Annotated in this window: 13 protein-coding genes and 1 pseudogene; 2 read left to right on the forward strand and 12 right to left on the reverse strand. The window is 56.1% G+C overall.

Annotation, left to right across the window (positions count from 1 at the left end; translation table 11 throughout):
* Positions 1 to 45: 45 nt before the first annotated feature.
* Positions 46 to 2,748, forward strand: a complete 2,703-nt coding sequence (locus tag ABNF92_RS17085) for a LuxR C-terminal-related transcriptional regulator (protein WP_349342808.1) — start codon at positions 46 to 48, stop codon at positions 2,746 to 2,748.
* Here ABNF92_RS17085 and ABNF92_RS17090 read toward each other — a convergent pair.
* The 12 genes from ABNF92_RS17090 to pilB form a co-directional block, all read right to left on the reverse strand.
* Positions 2,714 to 3,628 (reverse strand): acyltransferase, encoded by a 915-nt coding sequence (locus tag ABNF92_RS17090; protein ID WP_349342809.1) that lies wholly within the window; start codon positions 3,626 to 3,628, stop codon positions 2,714 to 2,716. The two genes, ABNF92_RS17085 and ABNF92_RS17090, sit on opposite strands and share 35 nt — an antisense overlap.
* Before the next feature lie 12 nt (positions 3,629 to 3,640).
* Positions 3,641 to 4,576: a glucosaminidase domain-containing protein gene (locus ABNF92_RS17095; RefSeq protein WP_349342810.1), complete on the reverse strand. Its 936-nt coding sequence runs from the start codon at positions 4,574 to 4,576 to the stop codon at positions 3,641 to 3,643.
* Positions 4,577 to 4,665: 89 nt separating this feature from the next.
* Complete coding sequence (locus ABNF92_RS17100; RefSeq protein WP_349342811.1) at positions 4,666 to 6,837, reverse strand: hypothetical protein; 2,172 nt, start codon at positions 6,835 to 6,837, stop codon at positions 4,666 to 4,668.
* Between the two features lie 156 nt (positions 6,838 to 6,993).
* Positions 6,994 to 7,551, reverse strand: a complete 558-nt coding sequence (locus tag ABNF92_RS17105) for a YfaZ family outer membrane protein (RefSeq protein ID WP_305966753.1) — start codon at positions 7,549 to 7,551, stop codon at positions 6,994 to 6,996.
* Positions 7,552 to 7,663: 112 nt separating this feature from the next.
* Entirely contained in the window at positions 7,664 to 7,852 is a 189-nt protein-coding gene (gene yacG, locus ABNF92_RS17110; RefSeq protein WP_008170214.1) for a DNA gyrase inhibitor YacG, read from the reverse strand.
* Between the two features lie 62 nt (positions 7,853 to 7,914).
* Positions 7,915 to 10,266: a response regulator gene (locus ABNF92_RS17115; protein ID WP_349342812.1), complete on the reverse strand. Its 2,352-nt coding sequence runs from the start codon at positions 10,264 to 10,266 to the stop codon at positions 7,915 to 7,917.
* A gap of 43 nt (positions 10,267 to 10,309) precedes the next feature.
* Entirely contained in the window at positions 10,310 to 11,053 is a 744-nt protein-coding gene (gene tsaA, locus ABNF92_RS17120) for a tRNA (N6-threonylcarbamoyladenosine(37)-N6)-methyltransferase TrmO (RefSeq protein WP_349342813.1), read from the reverse strand.
* Positions 11,053 to 12,147, reverse strand: coding sequence for a hypothetical protein (locus ABNF92_RS17125; protein WP_349342814.1), 1,095 nt, complete (start codon positions 12,145 to 12,147; stop codon positions 11,053 to 11,055). Before ABNF92_RS17125 ends, tsaA begins: the two co-directional genes overlap by 1 nt.
* The gene (gene coaE / locus ABNF92_RS17130; RefSeq protein ID WP_349342815.1) at positions 12,140 to 12,739 is read right to left on the reverse strand and encodes a dephospho-CoA kinase; all 600 of its coding nucleotides are present in this window, start codon (positions 12,737 to 12,739) and stop codon (positions 12,140 to 12,142) included. Before coaE ends, ABNF92_RS17125 begins: the two co-directional genes overlap by 8 nt.
* Positions 12,740 to 12,742: 3 nt before the next feature.
* On the reverse strand, positions 12,743 to 13,618 hold the full coding sequence (locus ABNF92_RS17135; protein WP_349342816.1) for an A24 family peptidase: 876 nt from the start codon (positions 13,616 to 13,618) through the stop codon (positions 12,743 to 12,745).
* Positions 13,619 to 13,700: 82 nt separating this feature from the next.
* Positions 13,701 to 14,924, reverse strand: coding sequence for a type II secretion system F family protein (locus tag ABNF92_RS17140; protein WP_349342817.1), 1,224 nt, complete (start codon positions 14,922 to 14,924; stop codon positions 13,701 to 13,703).
* A 2-nt stretch (positions 14,925 to 14,926) separates the two neighbouring features.
* Positions 14,927 to 16,651 carry a type IV-A pilus assembly ATPase PilB gene (gene pilB / locus ABNF92_RS17145; RefSeq protein ID WP_349344110.1) on the reverse strand — a complete coding sequence of 575 codons (1,725 nt, stop codon included), beginning with the start codon at positions 16,649 to 16,651 and terminating at the stop codon, positions 14,927 to 14,929.
* Positions 16,652 to 17,078: 427 nt separating this feature from the next.
* Here pilB and ABNF92_RS17150 point away from each other — a divergent pair.
* A pseudogene (locus ABNF92_RS17150) lies at positions 17,079 to 17,207 on the forward strand (prepilin-type N-terminal cleavage/methylation domain-containing protein); the annotation flags it as partial.
* Positions 17,208 to 17,479: the final 272 nt, after the last annotated feature.

The following is a 17,479-nucleotide window of genomic DNA, read 5'->3' on the forward strand; positions in this document are numbered from 1 at the left end:
AGATCCACTTTTCCGGCGGTGCGAGGCAGTTCAGGCCGGAGTTAAATGGGGCAGTGCGTGAAACCATTCAATGATGGCTGTGCAGCCAACGATGAATTTCAGTCGGCGAATAATGGTCTACAGCGAGGTGAACTGGTCAGAGACCTGCTCAGACAGCGGGTTCAGCTTCCGCCGATTCCGTCTGATTCAATGGCACGGCCCAGGCTTGATGGCAAGATCTCCGAAGCGCTGAGTCCCAGAAGTGTTCTGTTTGTAGAGGCGCCCTGTGGCTACGGAAAATCCCATGCCGTAGTGAATGCGCTTGGCAGTGCAGACATGACTGCCGAACAGGTTCGGTGGGTTGCCCTTAACTCCCAGGACAATGCGCCCTCCCGTTTTCTGACCTTGCTGGCCATCGCCCTCGACCTCCCCGAAACGCCGGAGCAGGGGTTGCAGAGTGGCGCGACCTTCTCGGATATCCTGTCAATGATGCAAGTGGCGCTGGCCCGCCAGGGTTCAGATCAGCCAAGAGTCCTGGTACTGGACAACCTCCAGAATCTCACTAACCCGGCTGTCGTGGACCTGCTTCAGCAGCTGGTTAGTGATTTTGCTGCAGGCTCCTCCATTGTGCTGATTTCGCGCAAGGCATTGCCGTTTGAAACACACAGCCTCGAGCTGGAAAACCGCTTTATCCGGATTGGGCTGGAAGCGCTGGAATTCTCTCGTTCAGAGACCTTCGAGTTTTTCCGGCCGGCCACATCAAACAGTGGAATGACCAGTGTGGCTGTCGACAACCTTTATGACATGACTGAGGGTTGGGCAACGCCATTAGCGCTTTATCGTCGAGAAGTCCTCCAGAATGTTGAAAGGAAACCGATTCAGGAAACGCCCAGTGTTGAGCGGTTTCTCAAGGAATCGGTTCTTGGCACTCTGACACCGGGGCAAATGCGTTCCATGCGCGGCATTGCCGAGCTTGAGCTGTGTTCCGATGAGCTGTTCCTGGCCCTTGAGCCCCTCCTGCCTGAAGCGGGTTTCGTTCCTTCCCAGGCCGTTGAGCGGGGGCTCCCGCTAAAGTCCATGCCGGGCCGCGGGCGCTGGTACCGCATCAATCCTTTGTTGCAGGAATGGTTGAAATCGCCGGTGATGGCCGGCTATTCGGAGCGTATGCTCCAGGCCAGTCGGTGGTTTGGTGTGCGTGACCAGTTTCCGGAAGCGCTCAAGTATGCCCTGTTGGCTGGCGATGCCGACGAGGTAATCCGCATTGCTTCCGAGGGGTCAGAAGCCCTGTTGCTGGGGCAGGATACGGCCTCACTCTTACGCCTTCGCAAGAGTCTGCCCGCTCAGCTGCTGGAACGGAGCGTGCGGCTCAGGATCGTCTACAGCTGGGTTCATGCGATTGGTGGGCAGTTCCGTCAGGCGCGAGCCCTGATTGACGGCCTGGCGGAGCCTGACCTGAGAGAACAGGCTCCGCGCATTTGCGCACTCAAAGCCTTTATTCTGCGCGGAGAGGGAAGTGTTGGCCCGGCCCTGGAAATGGCGGATCGGGCCCTGGCCGAGGGTGAGCTCAGTACCCAGGGCCAATTGGTTACCCAGATGGTCCGCTCCAGCGCCCTTTGTGCAGCAGGTAGATTCCAGGAAGCGCGGGAAGCGAATCGCGCTGCCTCGAGACTGGCCAGGGAAGCGGGCGATTCCGGTTCTGAAGCCCTTGCGGTTTATGCCCATGCCCGGATTGAACTGGGCAAAGGCGCACTGAAACACGCCGAGCAGTTACTGCGCACTGGCCTTGATACCGCCATGCAGGAACTGTCTCGCCCCGCCCGAATTGGCGAAACCCGGCTGCAGTTGAATCTCGTTCTGGTGCTCTGGCATCAGGGGCGGGAAGCCGAAGCAGACCGTTTGCTGGTTACCTGCGGGCGTCATGCCGAACAGACCCGCGATCTGGGCCTGCTACTGGCAATGACCATCCGCGTACTCATGTGCAAGGCCCAGGGCAGGCTTGAGGATGCTTTTGTCTGGATTGGCAGGGCCGAGAGAACCATGCATTCCTGGCAAGTCGACGAATCGCTGTTTGTGCCGGTGCTTGAAGCACTGAAAGCAAATTGCTGGCTGGCCCAGAACCAGATCGACAGTGCCGATCAGGCTGTTCGTAAGCTGGCCCCATATCGGGAAGCTGGCTGTGTGCCTGAGCTGTTCCCGATGATGCCAGGGCTTCTGGACTGCCTGCAGGTGCGGGTTGATCTCGCCCGTGGTGACCTGATCCGCGCCCGGGAGACTCTCCAGGGAATCCGTGAGCGTTATCAGGGCGCTATTCCCTGGGGCGTTGAGATCCACATGCGTCTGCTGGAGGCGGTGATTGTTCTGGATGAAAAGGGGCCCGTGGTCGCCGTTAAGATTCTGTCTAACGTTGTTACCGAGGCGGAGGCAGAGCACTTCATCAGTCCGTTCAGGGAGTTGCGGAATGAGCTTCAGGAGTTGATGGCAAAGGGCTTTGGTCAGTTGCCGGATAGTGCTTTCAAGGAGGCGCTGGGTGAGCTTTTCGAGTTGCGTGCCGGCTCAGCCGGTGCTGACGCTCTGGCGGAACCGATCAGCGAGCGGGAACAGGGTGTGCTTGAGTTGATTGCCAAAGGGCTGTCAAACCAGGAAATTGCCGACAAACTGCACATTTCCCTCCACACGGTGAAAACCCATGCCCGCCGAATCAATGCCAAACTGGAAGTGAAATCCCGGACTCAGGCTATCGTCCGGGCCCGGGAGTTGGGGCTGCTTTAAGCGCCTCGATTCGCGCATCCTTCTCGGCCCAGATCTCACTGACCCAGCGCTGGAATGCGACTCGGGTTTCCCGGTTGTTTTCGTAATCCATTCCCAGAAACTCGCCGGGTATTTCGCGCGTCCGCACATCAATAATAATCCTGCGGATCCGCCCACACAGATAATCCCAAAAGCCGGCGCGGCCGTCCGGATACACGATGGTGACATCAAGCATGGTGTGGATCATTTCGCCCATAGCACCCAGTACAAAAGCCGTTCCGCCTGCTCTTGGTTTCAATAGGTGCTTGTAGGGTGAATTCTGGCGATCATGTTTCTCGGGTGTAAACCGCGTGCCTTCCATAAAGTTGAAGATCGTCACCGGTGTGTAGCGAAACTTTTCGCAGGCGGCCTGGGTGGCCGCCACATCCTTGCCTTTCAGCTCCGGGCGTTTTGCTAACTGCTCCTTGGTATGGCGGTGCATAAACGGGAAATCCAGTGCCCACCAGGCAACGCCGAGCAACGGCACCCAGATCAGCTGTTTCTTCAGAAAGAACTTCAGCAGCGGGATCCGGCTGTTGAGCACGTACTGAATGGCAGGAATATCGGCCCAGCTCTGGTGGTTGCAGGTTACAAAATACCAGTGCTCCCGGCTCAGATTCTCAACGCCCCGCACATCCCAGTCGACCTTGTGTAACAGATCCATCAGCAGATTGTTGAAACCGATCCAGACCCACGCAATGTCGCTGAGTACCACCGTGCAGCCCTTGCGAACGGACGTGATCGGCAGCACGAGTTTCAGCAGGGCGAATGCCAGAAGAACCGGAAACAGCACCAATGTGTTACACAGGATCAGCAGGGCCGCCAAAGTCCCCTTCAGCGGCGCGGGGAGAAAATCGAGCATGGGGTAGGTTCTCTAGCCTTCAGCCGGGTTCGTGTTCAGTGAGGATTGGCGGGGCAACAACCCGTTTGGTGCGTCCGTCGAGGCCAGTTGCTCCAGGCTGCCGGGGTCGAGGTTACTGACGACGCTGCGGAAATTGTCATCATAGAACTCAAGGTTGTTGTAATGAATCATTGCCCGGATCTCTTCTATATAAACTTCGCCCCTTTCGGAATAGCCGAGCAGGCCTTCAGCCAGTTCCAGGCCGGACAGAGGCGTATCGTTTCGGCGATCCTTGAGGCGAACGTCCCGCAACAGCTGGTACGTGGGGTGGCGGTTCAGGTTCTGAATATAGGCGCGAACCGACCGGTACGGTGAAGAGAACTTCGCCACTTCATGGCTGGCGCCTTCAGCACGCCCGAGGGGCACCAGGCCACAGCCCTTGGAAAAACACCATTGGCCGAACAGATTGTTGCCCTCGGTCGCAAAGCGGGAGGTGCCCCACGCTGATTCGTTGGCAGCCTGGGCCAGGATCAGTGACGGTGGAATCACATCCAGACGCTTGCGTAACAGGGAAAATTGCTCCTCGCTGCCCGGCTCGGCGTCCACTCTCAGCCTCTCGGATTGCTGCGCCAGCCAGTTGTATTCCTTGCTGGTCAGGGTTTCCTTGTCGGAAAGACTGTCGAGGTAGTCGCGTTCAATCAGAATCCGGGAGTTGGCCAGGACAATCCTTGGATATAGAAACGAAAAGAAGGCGGCTTTCTTCTCAGTTGTGTCGACGTATTGAGAGAAATCCGGAAGGTCGTCGTTGGCCCAGTGCGGCAGTGGTGGCAGGGAGGAAAGGGCAGGTTCGGAACCCGAGTTATCAGAATTACCCCGGTCAACGCTCGCCTGTGGCGTATAGAACCCTCCCCCGATCGCAAACGCAATCAAGGGAACCATCAACATGGCCGCACGTTTACCTGCAGACATAAAACCTCTCGTAAAAGTCGATATGGCGATAATTATAACAGGTTATACGTAAGCGTCTGCCTGTTGGGTTTTGTCGGATGCTGCCGGGCTCAGGGCAATCTCGTGGCAATCAGGAGGCCTATCTGTTCCTCGCTGGCCTCGGTAGTTCGGAAGCGCAGGTAAAACTGGTCCTGACTTGCTGTGTGAAAGCCATCGAGAACAAGGCTTCCGCTGGTGAACTGCACCTGCCCACCGCCGGATTGGGTGTAGGTCAGGGCGATGTCCGGCAGGCTCTCAAGGGCCGGTTTTGTCACTGTCTCGTTATCGACAGAATGGGTGCTGGTAATTGCTACCGGTGACAGTGTTGCGGCACTGGAGGAGTCGATGGTCAGCATGGCATTGTCGAAATGCCAGAGCCGGTTTGTATCCGGTGTCAGGGCCATGGCCACGCCCTGCAGCCGGAACTGGCCCGTGGCCGGTGCACTGTTGGTGGTTTGCTCGCTAGCCACCAGGAGCCCGTCACCCAGTGGGCTGTCGTCCAGGTTAAATGCCATCAGGGAACCGTCCGGTGTGCTGGCGCCTACACCAATATCCGGTTGTTCGAAATTTCCGGAGGCGGTGGTGATGTCCAGGTTCAATCGACCAATATCCGCATCGCCATTGCTGAGCCGCGCAGTGCGGGAGCTCAGGGTCCAGGAGTCTGTTCGGGAGCCGGTGGGGTCCGTGGTGACAGTGCCCGAGTTACCGCGCTGTACCGTTGTATAGCTCTGGGATTGGCTGACCGTGCCGCCATTGATTTGCCACTGACCAATACCGGCTTCGATGGTCAAAGGTGCCGTCCCATCGCTGAACCGATTTGCCAGGTAGACAACGTTGTAGTCCCGGCCGTTCAGAGTGCCAGCGTCAAAGCCTTCCTGTCGCAGCAGGTTTATCTCGAGAACAGACAGATACTGGTCTTCCAGCGTAGTGAGCCGTTGTAACTGATCGCCCTCAGCTTCCAGTTCAATTGCCTTGCCGGCACTGAAATAGCCGCTGATCACCCGGTCCGGCCCGGTGGTTTCATCCACGGGAGTGCTGGTGAAGGCATCCAGGTAGTAGGGATTCCGGGTCCATCCGATGATTTTGGAGCTGCCACGACCGGTAATACTCTGGTAAAGCGCCCGGCCAGCCAGTAACCGAGTGTCTTCCAGCAAGGTGGCAGCCCCGGGAGAGGAGGAGTGGGTGTTACGTTCCCAGTTCTCGGAGCCGCGCACAAAGAAATTGTTGCCATCCTGATGAATCAGGGTTTCCCGATCGTAGGGGATATCGTTAGCCAGGGACGTAACGCGAATATTGAAGGCATCGAAGCTGGTAAGTGTCAGGGCCGGGTAGACATAGCCGGTGCCGTTATTGTCCGTCAGCACCTCTTCTTGAGCAGTACGAACACCCCATTGCCCCGATCCGCTGAGGGAGGATTCCAGAAACGTTTGCCCCAGCTCCATGCCCAGAAATACCGCGTTATAGTCCGCCGAACTGGCGCTGATCTTGCCCGAAGAAGTTTCGTCCAGCACGGCGTAATCGGCCATGGCGCTTACGTACCGGGCAAAGTCTCCCCGATTTTCCAGTACATCCAGGGCGCCGCCCAGGCCTACATTCGAGGGAATATCAATTTCAAAGTCGTGCACCTGATCGGCCAGAGTGGACCATACATATTTGTTCAGGCACAGCTCGCCACCGGCATCGGCAACGCAATCCATTATGGTCTGGAACTCACCGGCCGTGTAGCTGCTGAGCGTGTTGCGTATCAGATACTCGGAGAAAGGATTCACCTTCACATCCCGGTCGGCATCGGCGGCCAGGGCCCGCATGCGGGTATTGCCGTAAGTGGCATCGATAATCACATCCGGCCCAAGAGGCAGGCCATCGGTAAACTCGATAATGGTGAAGCCTTCGCTGTCGGTGCGCGTGGAAATCGAGGGTTCATCCAGCACAGACAGGGCCTGATTGGTGTAGTAAACGCTCACCCTGTCCGGCTGAACGATTCTCAGGTTTCGGCGGGTAAGCTCGCCCTCGCTGGTGACTCCATCCGGTACCTCCATTGTCACCCGGACTTCGTTGCTGGCAAGGCCACCTGCGTTGTTGGAATCGCCGGTGCTGCCGGTACTGAAGTCATCAACCGGATTCTTGTTTCCAGCGAAATCGTTGGGTTGGCTGGCCGCGCCTTCAATGGCGTCTTCGCCGCTTCCGCAGCCGGCGGTAAGCAGCAGAGTTGAGGAGAGCAATAAACCGAGTGTGAAACGCATGCCTGGCTATCCGTGCAGAGAATACAGGCAAACAGTCTAACAGTCAGATTATCGGGAAAGCGTGAGGAAAAGCACGAAAGGGTTATGGCGCGGCAGTGTTGCGAAGAGAACAGAAAACGGGCCCAGGAAGCCGGGCCCGTTTCGGAGGGGCTGGAATCAGAAGAAAATCTTCATGCCCGCCATAACGCCCTCATCGAGATTGACGTCTCGTGACGAGTTCTCAATATCGGTGTTCAGATAACGGTAGCCGGCAAAGAGCTCGGCGTTGCGGATAACCCGATAGCTGCCACGGAGTTCCAGGCTGGTCAGATCGTCGGAATCGCCAAAGGACAGGATGCTTGGCGCATAGTGCAGACCACCGGTAAATGACAGGCCGGGAACATTCGGGATATTCACGGTAGCGAAACCGCCGAGCCCCAGCGCTCCGCCATCTGCACGGCTCTGATCCCAGAAGATACCACGCATCCCGATGCCCGCGGTGGTAGGTAGGTTACCGATAGCGGTGCGGCCCTGAGCGTGGAAATCGGCATTGAAAATGTCGCGGCCGCCTTCGTGATAGGTGTAACCGGCGCCAAGCTGGACATCATTGTTGGTGTTGAAAAAGTTAACCTGGCCTTTCACCGAATCGTTGGTAAGGCTGAGATCAGCATCCGCCGCAAATGCCGGCGCGGCCGCCAGTGAGAGAACCAAGAGAGAAATCCGGGACGCTTTCATATGTGTGCACCTTCGTTACGTGTTTAGCAGAATTGCCGGTATGTTAACGGGGTGTACCAGGCCACTCAACTTAAATGCCAGTAAGTCCCCGTTAACTTTCATTTTTCGGCGTTCAGTGCCGGGTGGTTTCGCCGCCCTGGTCCAGGTCCTCCGGTGATGCATTTTCTGCGGGTACCCGGTATTCCTCGTTGGCCCAGGCCCCCAGGTCGATCAATTTGCAGCGCTCGGAACAGAATGGGCGCCAGGGGTTGGTCTCGGTCCATTCCACGGACTTTTTGCAGGTTGGGCATTCAACGTTCATGGTTGCCTTCGGGGTTTGGAAAGGTGTCTGGATGTCTGTGCCCGTATGTCAGAAAGTTGCTCTCAGGAGGCAGCAGACGCCTGACAATATTGTTCCAGTACTGCCCGCAGCATTTCAATATTGACAGGCTTGGCAACGAAAGAATCCATACCGCTCCGGCGGCAGCGCTCTTCGTCTTCTTCCATGGCGCTGGCTGTTAGTGCGACCACCGGGATTCGCGCGCGGTTATGGGCGGTCTCCCACTCCCGTAGGCGGCGGGTGGCTTCGAAACCGTCCACCCGGGGCATCACGCAGTCCATGAAGACTAGGTCAAAGGGATGCCACTGCCACAGGCTGGCTGCCGCCTCGCCGTCGTTGGCGGTCATCACGTCGCAGCCCAGTTTCTCAAGCAGCCTGCGGGTAAGAGTACGGTTGACCGGATTATCTTCCACCAGCAAAACCTTCATGCGACCACAGGGGAGTTCCCGGCGCCGCGCCGTGTCGGTAACCGCCTGCAGTGAAAACCGGGTCAGGAAACGCCGCTCGTCTCTGGCGGCATCAACAAACAACTGGTTGAGAATCGGAGTCAGGCAGGATTCTCGCAGAGATTTGCTCAGGAAGGCATCGGCACCGGCCTGGCGGAAATGTTCGGCGTCGCCCCGTTGCGGGTTGGACGACAGAATCAGCAGACGCATGTCTGCCCAGAGCGGATTGCTCCTGATTTGACGGCACAGCAGATCGCTGTCCATATCCGGCACGAATCCATCCAGGATGATCGCGTCGAACGGCTGCTGGCCATCGAACGCCGTACGCAGGGACGTCAGGGCCTCGCCGGCAGACTTCACCGCCTCGATGTGCACCTCGTGCCGGGACAGCATTTCCAGAGTGATCTTGCGGGATAACTCGTAGGAATCCACCACCAGAATCCGGCGATTCTTCACCATCCGGGTATCTGGGCGAACCCGGGCGGCATTCTCCGGGGCAATGGGCAACGTGAGTTCCATCCAGAACGTTGAGCCCTCCCCGGGGCGGCTTTCCAGATCCATAGAGCCATCCATCAGGCCAACCAGTTGGCGGCAAATGGTGAGGCCCAGGCCTGCACCGGGGAGCTGGCGCTGGAACTGCTGGCCCAGTTGCACGTAGGGCTCATAAACCAGCGGAACGTCTTCCGGATTGATGCCTACACCCGTGTCTTCCACCGCAATGCGAATGCGCGCCCTGTCGTCGCGGCGCCCCAGCACCTCGATACTGATCAGCACATGGCCGGAATCGGTAAACTTGATGGCGTTGGATGTCAGGTTGAGCAGGATTTGGCGGATTCGCACCGGGTCGCCTTTCAGGGCCCAGGGCAGGTTCTCGTCGATTCGAAGCTCCAGTGCCAGACCCTTCTCCCGGGCCCGGGAGCCCAGCATGTGCACCAGATCATTGAGGGTTTCCCTCAGATCAAAAGGAATGTCATCCAGTACCAGCTTGCCGGCTTCCATGCTGGAGATATCCAGCAAGTCATTGATAATGGCAGAAAGGCTCTCGGAGGCACTCAAGAGCGTTTGAACGTATTCCCGCTGCTCCTGGTCCAGGGGCGTGTCGGTCAAAAGGTTGGCATAGCCCAACACGGATTGCAGAGGAATGCGCAGTTCGTGGCTGACATTGGCCAGGAACTGGTTCTTGGCGTGGTTGGCGCGTACGGCTTCGTCACGCTCACCCTGGGACTGGATCGTGGTCTGGCGCAGGGAGCGAGTGTCCTCGAGGATTTGCAGGCGCATCTTGTTCAGGGCCTGCTCCAGTTCCGAGAGCTCGTCTGGCGTTTTCCGGGTTTTGCGTCTGAGTTTCAGCGGGTCCACCAGCGCGTCCAGATTCAGCCGGGCTGCGTAATCTGCCATGGCTTCCAGGTGCCGGGACAGCGTTAGACGAACGATCACCAGCAGCCCCAGGGTTCCCAGCATCACCACGATTGATTGGAACAGCAGGTTCAGCAGGGCACGGTTGCGCAGATCCGTGTATATCTGGTCGATGGAGGAGGTAACCGTCAGTGTGCCCACACTTTCCGGGCTGCGGGTGCTGGAACGGTCGAACACCAGGGGGAACGTCTGGGAGAGCACCCGGCCTTCGGGATAGGTGCCGGTTGTGAAGGTTTCGCCGGTGCTGGTCACCACCCGACCGTACTGGACCGCGGGCACCGCCTTCATATCATCCAGGGCGTTGGCCACCTCGCTGAAATTCATCAGCCAGATGTTGTTGCTCATGCTCCCGGAAACCAGTTCGGCCGCCCGAGTCTGGTCGTTCAGAAGGTCATTCTTCCGCCGCTCGAACTCACCAATCAGCTGAACGCCGGTGGCCACCAGAGAGAGAAACACGCTGAACAGTAATACGTAGGCGAGCAACCTTGCCGCCAATGGCCGTATTCCCAATCGTTTGAACAAACGTGTTGAAGGCAAGGCACATATTCCCTGTGTCGACTACAAAATCACCAGAAGCAGTTTAACAGACCGTCAGCACTTCGACACGTTTTCGTGAATGATCATTCACGAATCGGAATCGCACGTTCAGGTCGTACAGATGCGCGCCGTAGATGCGTTCTTCTTCCCGCCCTCTGCGAAAAGAGGGCCTGGGATCGTAAGCGACCACATCCTCTATAAGGGGGCGGAGTTCCGGATAGTCTTCCGGTGAAAGTTGACGGATCTGCGCTTCCGCTTTCGGCAGAAAAACTACCTCCAGCCGTTCCGTGGGCGGAGAATCTGCCCAGCCAAGGGTGGCTTCGGGCACGGAATCGGCGAAGGGCAGGTAGGGCTTGATGTCGAGAATCGGTGTTCCTTCGATAAGGTCATGATCGCTGATGCGCAGGATAAGCTCGCCGTCTCTACGAATCAGCCCTTCATTGCGGACCACGGACAAACCGAGACTGTTTGGGCGAAACGGTGAGCGACTGGCAAATACACCCATCTTGCGGTTACCGCCCAGCCGGGGAGGGCGCACCACGGGCCGCCATTCTGCCCGCACCGCCTCGTGAAACTGGAAGGTCAGCCACAGGTGGCTGGCGGTCTCCAGCCCCCGAAACGCATCTTCCCGGTCAAACGGTGGCTGAATGATCAGGTCGGCTCGGGCATGAAGGGTCAGCCCAGGTTGGCGTGGCACCCCGAACTTGTCCCGGAAGCAGGAGCGTGTAATGGCAATTGGCGTGAGGGTAAGGGCCTCGGCCGCCGGCTTTGAGAGGTGTCTTGGCATTACAAACGATCATCCTCGATAGTACCGGAGAAAAACATCTCTACCCGGAACACCACAGACGCCCGGTCTTTAAAGCTATCTTCCCTGGGGAATTCCAGCGCAGGAATCAGCTCCGCGTAAAGCCAGTTGCTGTGGAGCCTATAGCGAAATGTGATATCGGTGAATGCAGAAGTTGTGCGCCAGGAGGGTTTGCTTTCCCCTAGCAGGCCTAGTCTCGGCGTCACGACCAACCGATTATTCATGCGCTTGCGCATGCTGAAGATCTGGCCCGCCACAAATTCCTTATCGTTGTGCACCCATTCCAGTTCCGAAGACGAGCGGAAATACCAGTCATTCCCAACCGGGCGACCAACGCCAACCCAGGTTCGCTCGCCCCAGCCGTCCTGATGAAAATAATAAAACCGCTGTTGGGCGTTCAGAACCCACTTGTCGTCAAGCCGCCATCGCTTTTCAGCCGTTGCCCGCCAGAAAGCATCCGGAGGAAGCCGAAGACGCACACCCACGTCATTGGAGAAGTTGATGGCATCGCCAATTTGGGTCAGGTAGCGCAAAGCGCCCGTGGCTTCTGTATCAGATCGCTCCGGCTCGGTAAGCTGGCGGTCCCGCTGGCGCTCTCCGAGAGGAATCAGGTCCTCGCTTTCGCTTTCGATAACCAGGCGCAGTTTGCGTCGGGTGGTGGGAATGTCCAGCCGAAATCGGGCCTCCGGCTCAAACTGTGCCGGGTCGCCATATTCGGATTCTGTAGCAAAGCCAATTCGAAGATAGCTCTCGTTGTTGGGCAGATTGTGCTCGCTGCCGGATAGTGTCCGGTCCGCCCACTGGCCAACCGTCTGAACCTTCTGCCCGTGGAGGCGCTCCTGTCGCAACACCCAGTTGCTGAATTTCAGCCAGTAGGAATCACGCGGTTCGGCCCAGTATTCGTCCGGTTCAAAGGTGTAGAATCCGATTGGTAGTTGAGCCGGGGACAGAATCTCCGCCACCGAACGCTCCCGAACCTCAAACACCGGCTCAATGGTGTGGCCCGGGGAAGAGAATGTCAGAGACAGTGCCGCGGCAAGACCTGCAAAACGAGAGCGGAAAAAACAGTCAGCCAAAGTCCACCAACAACCTTTCATGCAGCTCCCGCACCTGACGCGTTACATCATCCAGAGGTCGATCATTATCAATCACCTCATCGGCCCGCGCCAGCCGATCCTCGCGTGACATCTGCGCCGCAATAATGCGCTCAACCTGCTCCCGGGAATTGGTGTCCCGGGCCATGGTGCGTTCGAGTTGGACGTCTTTGGGCACATCGATCACGAAAATTCGATCAACTAACTCGTGCTGGTCGGTCTCGAGGAGGAGAGGGGAAACCAGAAGCACATAGGGAAGCTGGTAGTTTTCCGGGTTCAACTGCCGAATCAGCTCGTCACGAATGATCGGGTGTAACAGGGACTCCAGCCAAACCCGTTCCTCGGGCTCCTGAAAGACAATCCCGCGAAGCTGCGCCCGATCCAAAGCGCCCTCGGGAGTGAGAATCTCCTCCCCAAAATGCTCCGCAATCCGGGCAAGCGCTGGCGTTCCTGGCTCAACCACCTCCCGGGCCACATCATCGGCATCCACCCAGTGCACGCCCAATTCGCCGAACAGGCGAGCCACCGTCGATTTCCCGGAACCAATGCCGCCGGTCAGGCCAGCAATCTTCATGAATCAGACTCCCAGGAATCCGTACCAGAACGCCTGAATTTCAGTCCCGAACCACAAACAGAGCAGGCCGGCAGTCGCCAGGTAAGGCCCGAATGGAATCGGTACCTCGCGCCCATGCTGCTTGAACACCATCAGGCTGATACCGACAACCGCTCCAACCACCGAGGAAAGCAAGATAACCGCGGGCAACAACTGCCAACCCAGCCAGGCGCCGAGTGCGGCAAGCAGTTTGAAGTCACCGTGGCCCATGCCTTCTTTGCCGGTAACCAGCTTGAACAGCCAATACACAGACCACAACGATAGATAACCTGCCACCGCGCCCCAGAAGGCACTGTTAAAGTCGGTCAGCACACCGAAATAATTCAGCACCAGCCCCAACCACATTAGGGGCAAGGTGATGCTGTCTGGGAGTAACTGGGTGTCGAAATCGATTATGGTCAGTGCCACCAAAGACCAAACCAGCAGCAGGGCCCAAAGCGCCGACTCGTTCGGCCCGATGACAGCAATGGTCGCCACCGAGAAAATCGCGGTAACGGCCTCAATGATGGGATAGCGGGGGGATATAGGCGCCTTGCAGGAGGCGCATTTCCCTCGAAGAATCAGCCAGCCGGCCACGGGAATATTCTCCCAGGCGCGAATGCCATGGCCGCAGGAGGGACAGGTGGAGGCAGGTTTGGTGAGTGAGATGGGCGGTTCCTGCTCTCGCTGCTTTTCAGGCACCTCCAGGAATTCTTCGCACTGGCAGCGCCATTCCTGGTGCATCATTTTCGGTAGCCTGAGAATGACGACATTCAGGAAGCTGCCGATGCAAAGCGAGACAAGAATCACGATTAGGTAAAGGAACCAGGGGGTAGAGAGAAAGGTTTCCAGCGTCAGCATTAATTATCCGGGGAGCAGCACTAAAGAATTCGGGTCAGAAGAAAGCGTTCTTCTGACCCAACATTAAAATTTCCAGCAAAAATCAGCCAACTACCTGACCCATCTGGAAGATCGGCAGGTACATGGCAATAATCAGACCGCCAACCAAAACACCAAGTACCGACATAATCATCGGCTCCATGAGCGCTGTCAGGTTGTCGACCATATCATCAACAACCCCCTCGTAATGTACCGCCACCTTCTCAAGCATGTCGTCCAAATTACCAGACTCTTCACCGATCGCAGTCAACTGCACAGCCATTACGGGGAATACGCCCTGTTGGCGCATACTTGCCTGCAATTGAGTACCGCTGGATACATCGTTTTTGATGTTGTTAATTGCATCGCGGTATACGGCGTTGCCGGTAGCGCCCGCAACGGAATCAAGAGCATCTACCAGTGGGACGCCAGCTGCGAAAGTTGTTGAAAGAACCCGGCCGAACTTGGCAACGGCCGACTTGTCCAAAATTTCACCTACAATCGGTAATTTGAGTACATATTTATCAACCGTGTCCGAGAAAAGGCTTGATCGTCGTTTTGCCTCCCTGAACACGTAAATAAAGCCCATGATGCTCAAGAGAACAACGAACCACCAGGACTGGAGCCACTCAGACATATTAATGACAAACTGAGTGAAAACCGGAAGGTCTGCGCCGAACCCACTGAACAGCTCTTCGAACTGGGGAACGACTTTTATAAGGAGGATCGCAGTAACGATGATCGCCACCACCACCACCGCAATGGGATAGGTCATTGCTTTCTTGACCTTCTTCTTGAGCAGCTCGGTTTTTTCCAGATAGAGGGCTATCCGACTCAACATGTGCTCGAGCGCACCGGCCTTCTCACCTGACTCAACGAGGTTGCAGTAAAGGTCATTGAAGTGTTTAGGGTGTCTTCGAAGAGCCGTAGCGAACGTTGTACCGGATGCAATATCGTTTCGAATATTAACAATCAGTTCCTGAAGGCTTTTGTTTTCCATGCCGTCGGCGACGATATCAAAGCTCTGCACCAGGGGGACACCGGCCTTCATCATGGTCGCCAGCTGCCGGGTAAGAAGCGCGATGTCAAAAGGGGTAATCTTCTTTTTACCACCGCCAAAAAGGGGCTTCGGCTTTTTCTTGACCTTATCCGGAATAATCCCCTGCTTGCGCAGCTGTGCTTTAACAAGAGCCATGTTCGAGCCTGTGAGCTCACCCTTGGACGTGTTACCCTTACGGTCTTTTCCTTCCCAAACGTACGATTCCAGCTTTTGTGCTTTCTCAGCCATGCTTAATCCTTCGTCACGCGGTTGGCTTCCTCGAGGCTGGTTACACCTTCAATCACTTTGCGAAGAGCAGATTGTCGCAAAGTACGGAAGCCTTCTGCTTGAGCCTGTTTCCCAATTTTAATGGAGCTTGCCTCTTCCATAATCATGTTCGCGAGCTCGTCGGTAATCTTGACCACCTCATAAATACCGACGCGGCCTTTATATCCTACAGTGCATTTATCACAGCCCTTGGGGCGGTACAACGTAAAGCCTGTATCAATTTGTTCCTGTGTGAACCCTTCCTTCAAAAGGACATCTTTTGGGATGTTTGCAGGCTGCTTACAGCTGCTACAGAGCCGTCGTCCCAACCGCTGGGCAATAATCAGGCTCACAGAGGTGGCAATGTTGAACGCCGGCACCCCCATGTTCATCATCCGTGTGAGCGTTTCCGCTGCGCTGTTGGTGTGCAATGTAGATAGTACCAGGTGACCGGTTTGTGCTGCCTTTATAGCAATGTTCGCGGTTTCAAGATCCCGGATCTCACCCACCATGATGACGTCCGGGTCCTGACGCAGGAATGCTCTCAGGGCCTCTGCGAACCCAAGCCCTACCTTGGAGTTTACGTTGACCTGGTTTATGCCTTCGAGGTTTATTTCGGCAGGGTCCTCTGCCGTGGAAATGTTGATACCCGGCGTATTCAGAATGTTCAGGCCGGTATACAGGGAAACGGTCTTACCCGAGCCAGTCGGCCCCGTCACCAGAATCATGCCTTGGGGCTGTTTGAGTGCGTCCAGATAAAGTTCTTTCTGATCTTCTTCGTAACCCAAGACATCAATGCCCATTTTTGCCTGACTCGGGTCGAGAATCCGCAATACAATTTTTTCACCCCACAGCGTGGGCAGGGTATTCACCCGGAAATCGATGGCCTTGGTTTTGGATAGCTTCATCTTGATTCGGCCATCCTGCGGTACTCGGCGCTCGGATATATCCAGCTGTGCCATGATTTTTACGCGGGCAGAGATCTTGGGCGCGAGTTTTATGGACGGCCGGGAAACCTCTTTCAGAATGCCGTCTGTTCGGTAACGAACACGGTAGGTTTTCTCATAAGGCTCGAAATGAATGTCGGAGGCACCGCCGCGAATGGCATCCAGCAGCATCTTATTTACATATTTAACAATCGGTGCATCGTCCACCTCAGTTGTGGCAACCGAAGTGTCGTCTGTATCGTCGCTACCATCCCCACCTTCCGTTTCGACATCTGCCAGGTCGGCGTCCTCAAGGTCGCCCATGGTGGTGTCTTGCGATTCAAGGTATTTGTCGATCGCTTCCCGTAGTTTGGCGTCATCCACCAGAACTGCATCGGTGCTCAGCCCTGTGTTGAATTTGATCTCATCAAGCGCCTGAAGGTTAGTGGGGTCCGATACCGCAATGAACAGACGGTTGCCTCGTTTGTAGAGAGGGAGGGCATTATGTTTGCGGATCAGTTTCTCATCGACTGCCTTCTCCGGCATCATCTCCGGAGCGAATGCCCCCAGATCCAGAACTGAAACACCGAACTCCATCGCTGCTGAAAAGGCAAGCTTCGAACTATCCGCCAAGCTGTTCTGCGTAAGGTAGGTGATCAGCGGGATTCTGTTTTGTGAAGCCTGCAGAAAAGCATCTTTGGCGGTAGCTTCGTCAAGGAGCCCGTCGTCCACGAAGCGCCTTGCCAGGCCGGTAAGAGTGACATTGCTTCTATCGCTAGACATAAATAAGAGTGCTTCTGTTGCCAGACATAAATTAAGTGAGGACCACAGTCTAAGTAATTGAAACCGCAGTTTTGTCAATTGAAGTGAGTTTAGATGCATGGCCCCGGTTTGGAAAGCGCCCTTGTTCCACTTTAACTTGCCCGGTTCCCCAATACCCAGAATTCAGAAGGCGAACATGGGTGACAAATATTGTCACTCATAGACGCCCAAAGGCAGTCGTTGTTGGCGTCGAGTTTTCGGAGGAATGAGGCTGATGCGTCACTATCTTGTTGATAGCAAAATCTTTTTCTCCCAAAAATTATTTCTCTTGGAAGTTGGCATGGGGTGTGCTTTTCACGAAGTAGGCTCGACAACGCGGTCATCGGATGCAGCAGCATGAGACCAGGGCCATATCGAGTTGATCACCGACAATCACAGAGGTCGAAAAATGAAAAAGATTCAGGCTACTAACGCTCAAAAGGGTTTCACCCTTATCGAATTGATGATCGTTATTGCGATTATCGGTATTCTCGCTGCGATCGCTCTGCCGCAGTACCGTGACTACACTCAGCGTTCTGCTAATGGTTCCTGCCTGGCTGAAGCGAAAGCATACATGAGCGCAGCGGTTTCAGACGCAGCGGACAACCGGACGCCGACCGCATTTGAGCCAAGTGCTTGCGATTCGTCAACAAACATATCGATGAGTATCAGCGATTACAATTCCGGTAATCCACTGACTTTTACTGCTAAAGAGCAGGGCAACACAGCAATTAAGCAAGATACTGTTTGTGATGCGGGCACTGGCGCGTGTGAACTTGTGGAATAAAGCTAGGCAATAACTTCTAAACC

Source organism: Marinobacter sp. MMG032, assembly GCF_040112695.1.
GTDB lineage: Bacteria > Pseudomonadota > Gammaproteobacteria > Pseudomonadales > Oleiphilaceae > Marinobacter > Marinobacter salsuginis.

Coding starts and splice junctions, on each gene's coding strand:
- ABNF92_RS17085 (WP_349342808.1), top strand. CDS start 46: ATGGGGCAGTGCGTGAAACCATTCAATGATGGCTGTGCAGCCAACGAT.
- ABNF92_RS17090 (WP_349342809.1), bottom strand. CDS start 3,628: ATGCTCGATTTTCTCCCCGCGCCGCTGAAGGGGACTTTGGCGGCCCTG.
- ABNF92_RS17095 (WP_349342810.1), bottom strand. CDS start 4,576: ATGTCTGCAGGTAAACGTGCGGCCATGTTGATGGTTCCCTTGATTGCG.
- ABNF92_RS17100 (WP_349342811.1), bottom strand. CDS start 6,837: ATGCGTTTCACACTCGGTTTATTGCTCTCCTCAACTCTGCTGCTTACC.
- ABNF92_RS17105 (WP_305966753.1), bottom strand. CDS start 7,551: ATGAAAGCGTCCCGGATTTCTCTCTTGGTTCTCTCACTGGCGGCCGCG.
- yacG (WP_008170214.1), bottom strand. CDS start 7,852: ATGAACGTTGAATGCCCAACCTGCAAAAAGTCCGTGGAATGGACCGAG.
- tsaA (WP_349342813.1), bottom strand. CDS start 11,053: ATGCCAAGACACCTCTCAAAGCCGGCGGCCGAGGCCCTTACCCTCACG.
- coaE (WP_349342815.1), bottom strand. CDS start 12,739: ATGAAGATTGCTGGCCTGACCGGCGGCATTGGTTCCGGGAAATCGACG.
- ABNF92_RS17135 (WP_349342816.1), bottom strand. CDS start 13,618: ATGCTGACGCTGGAAACCTTTCTCTCTACCCCCTGGTTCCTTTACCTA.
- ABNF92_RS17140 (WP_349342817.1), bottom strand. CDS start 14,924: ATGGCTGAGAAAGCACAAAAGCTGGAATCGTACGTTTGGGAAGGAAAA.
- pilB (WP_349344110.1), bottom strand. CDS start 16,651: ATGTCTAGCGATAGAAGCAATGTCACTCTTACCGGCCTGGCAAGGCGC.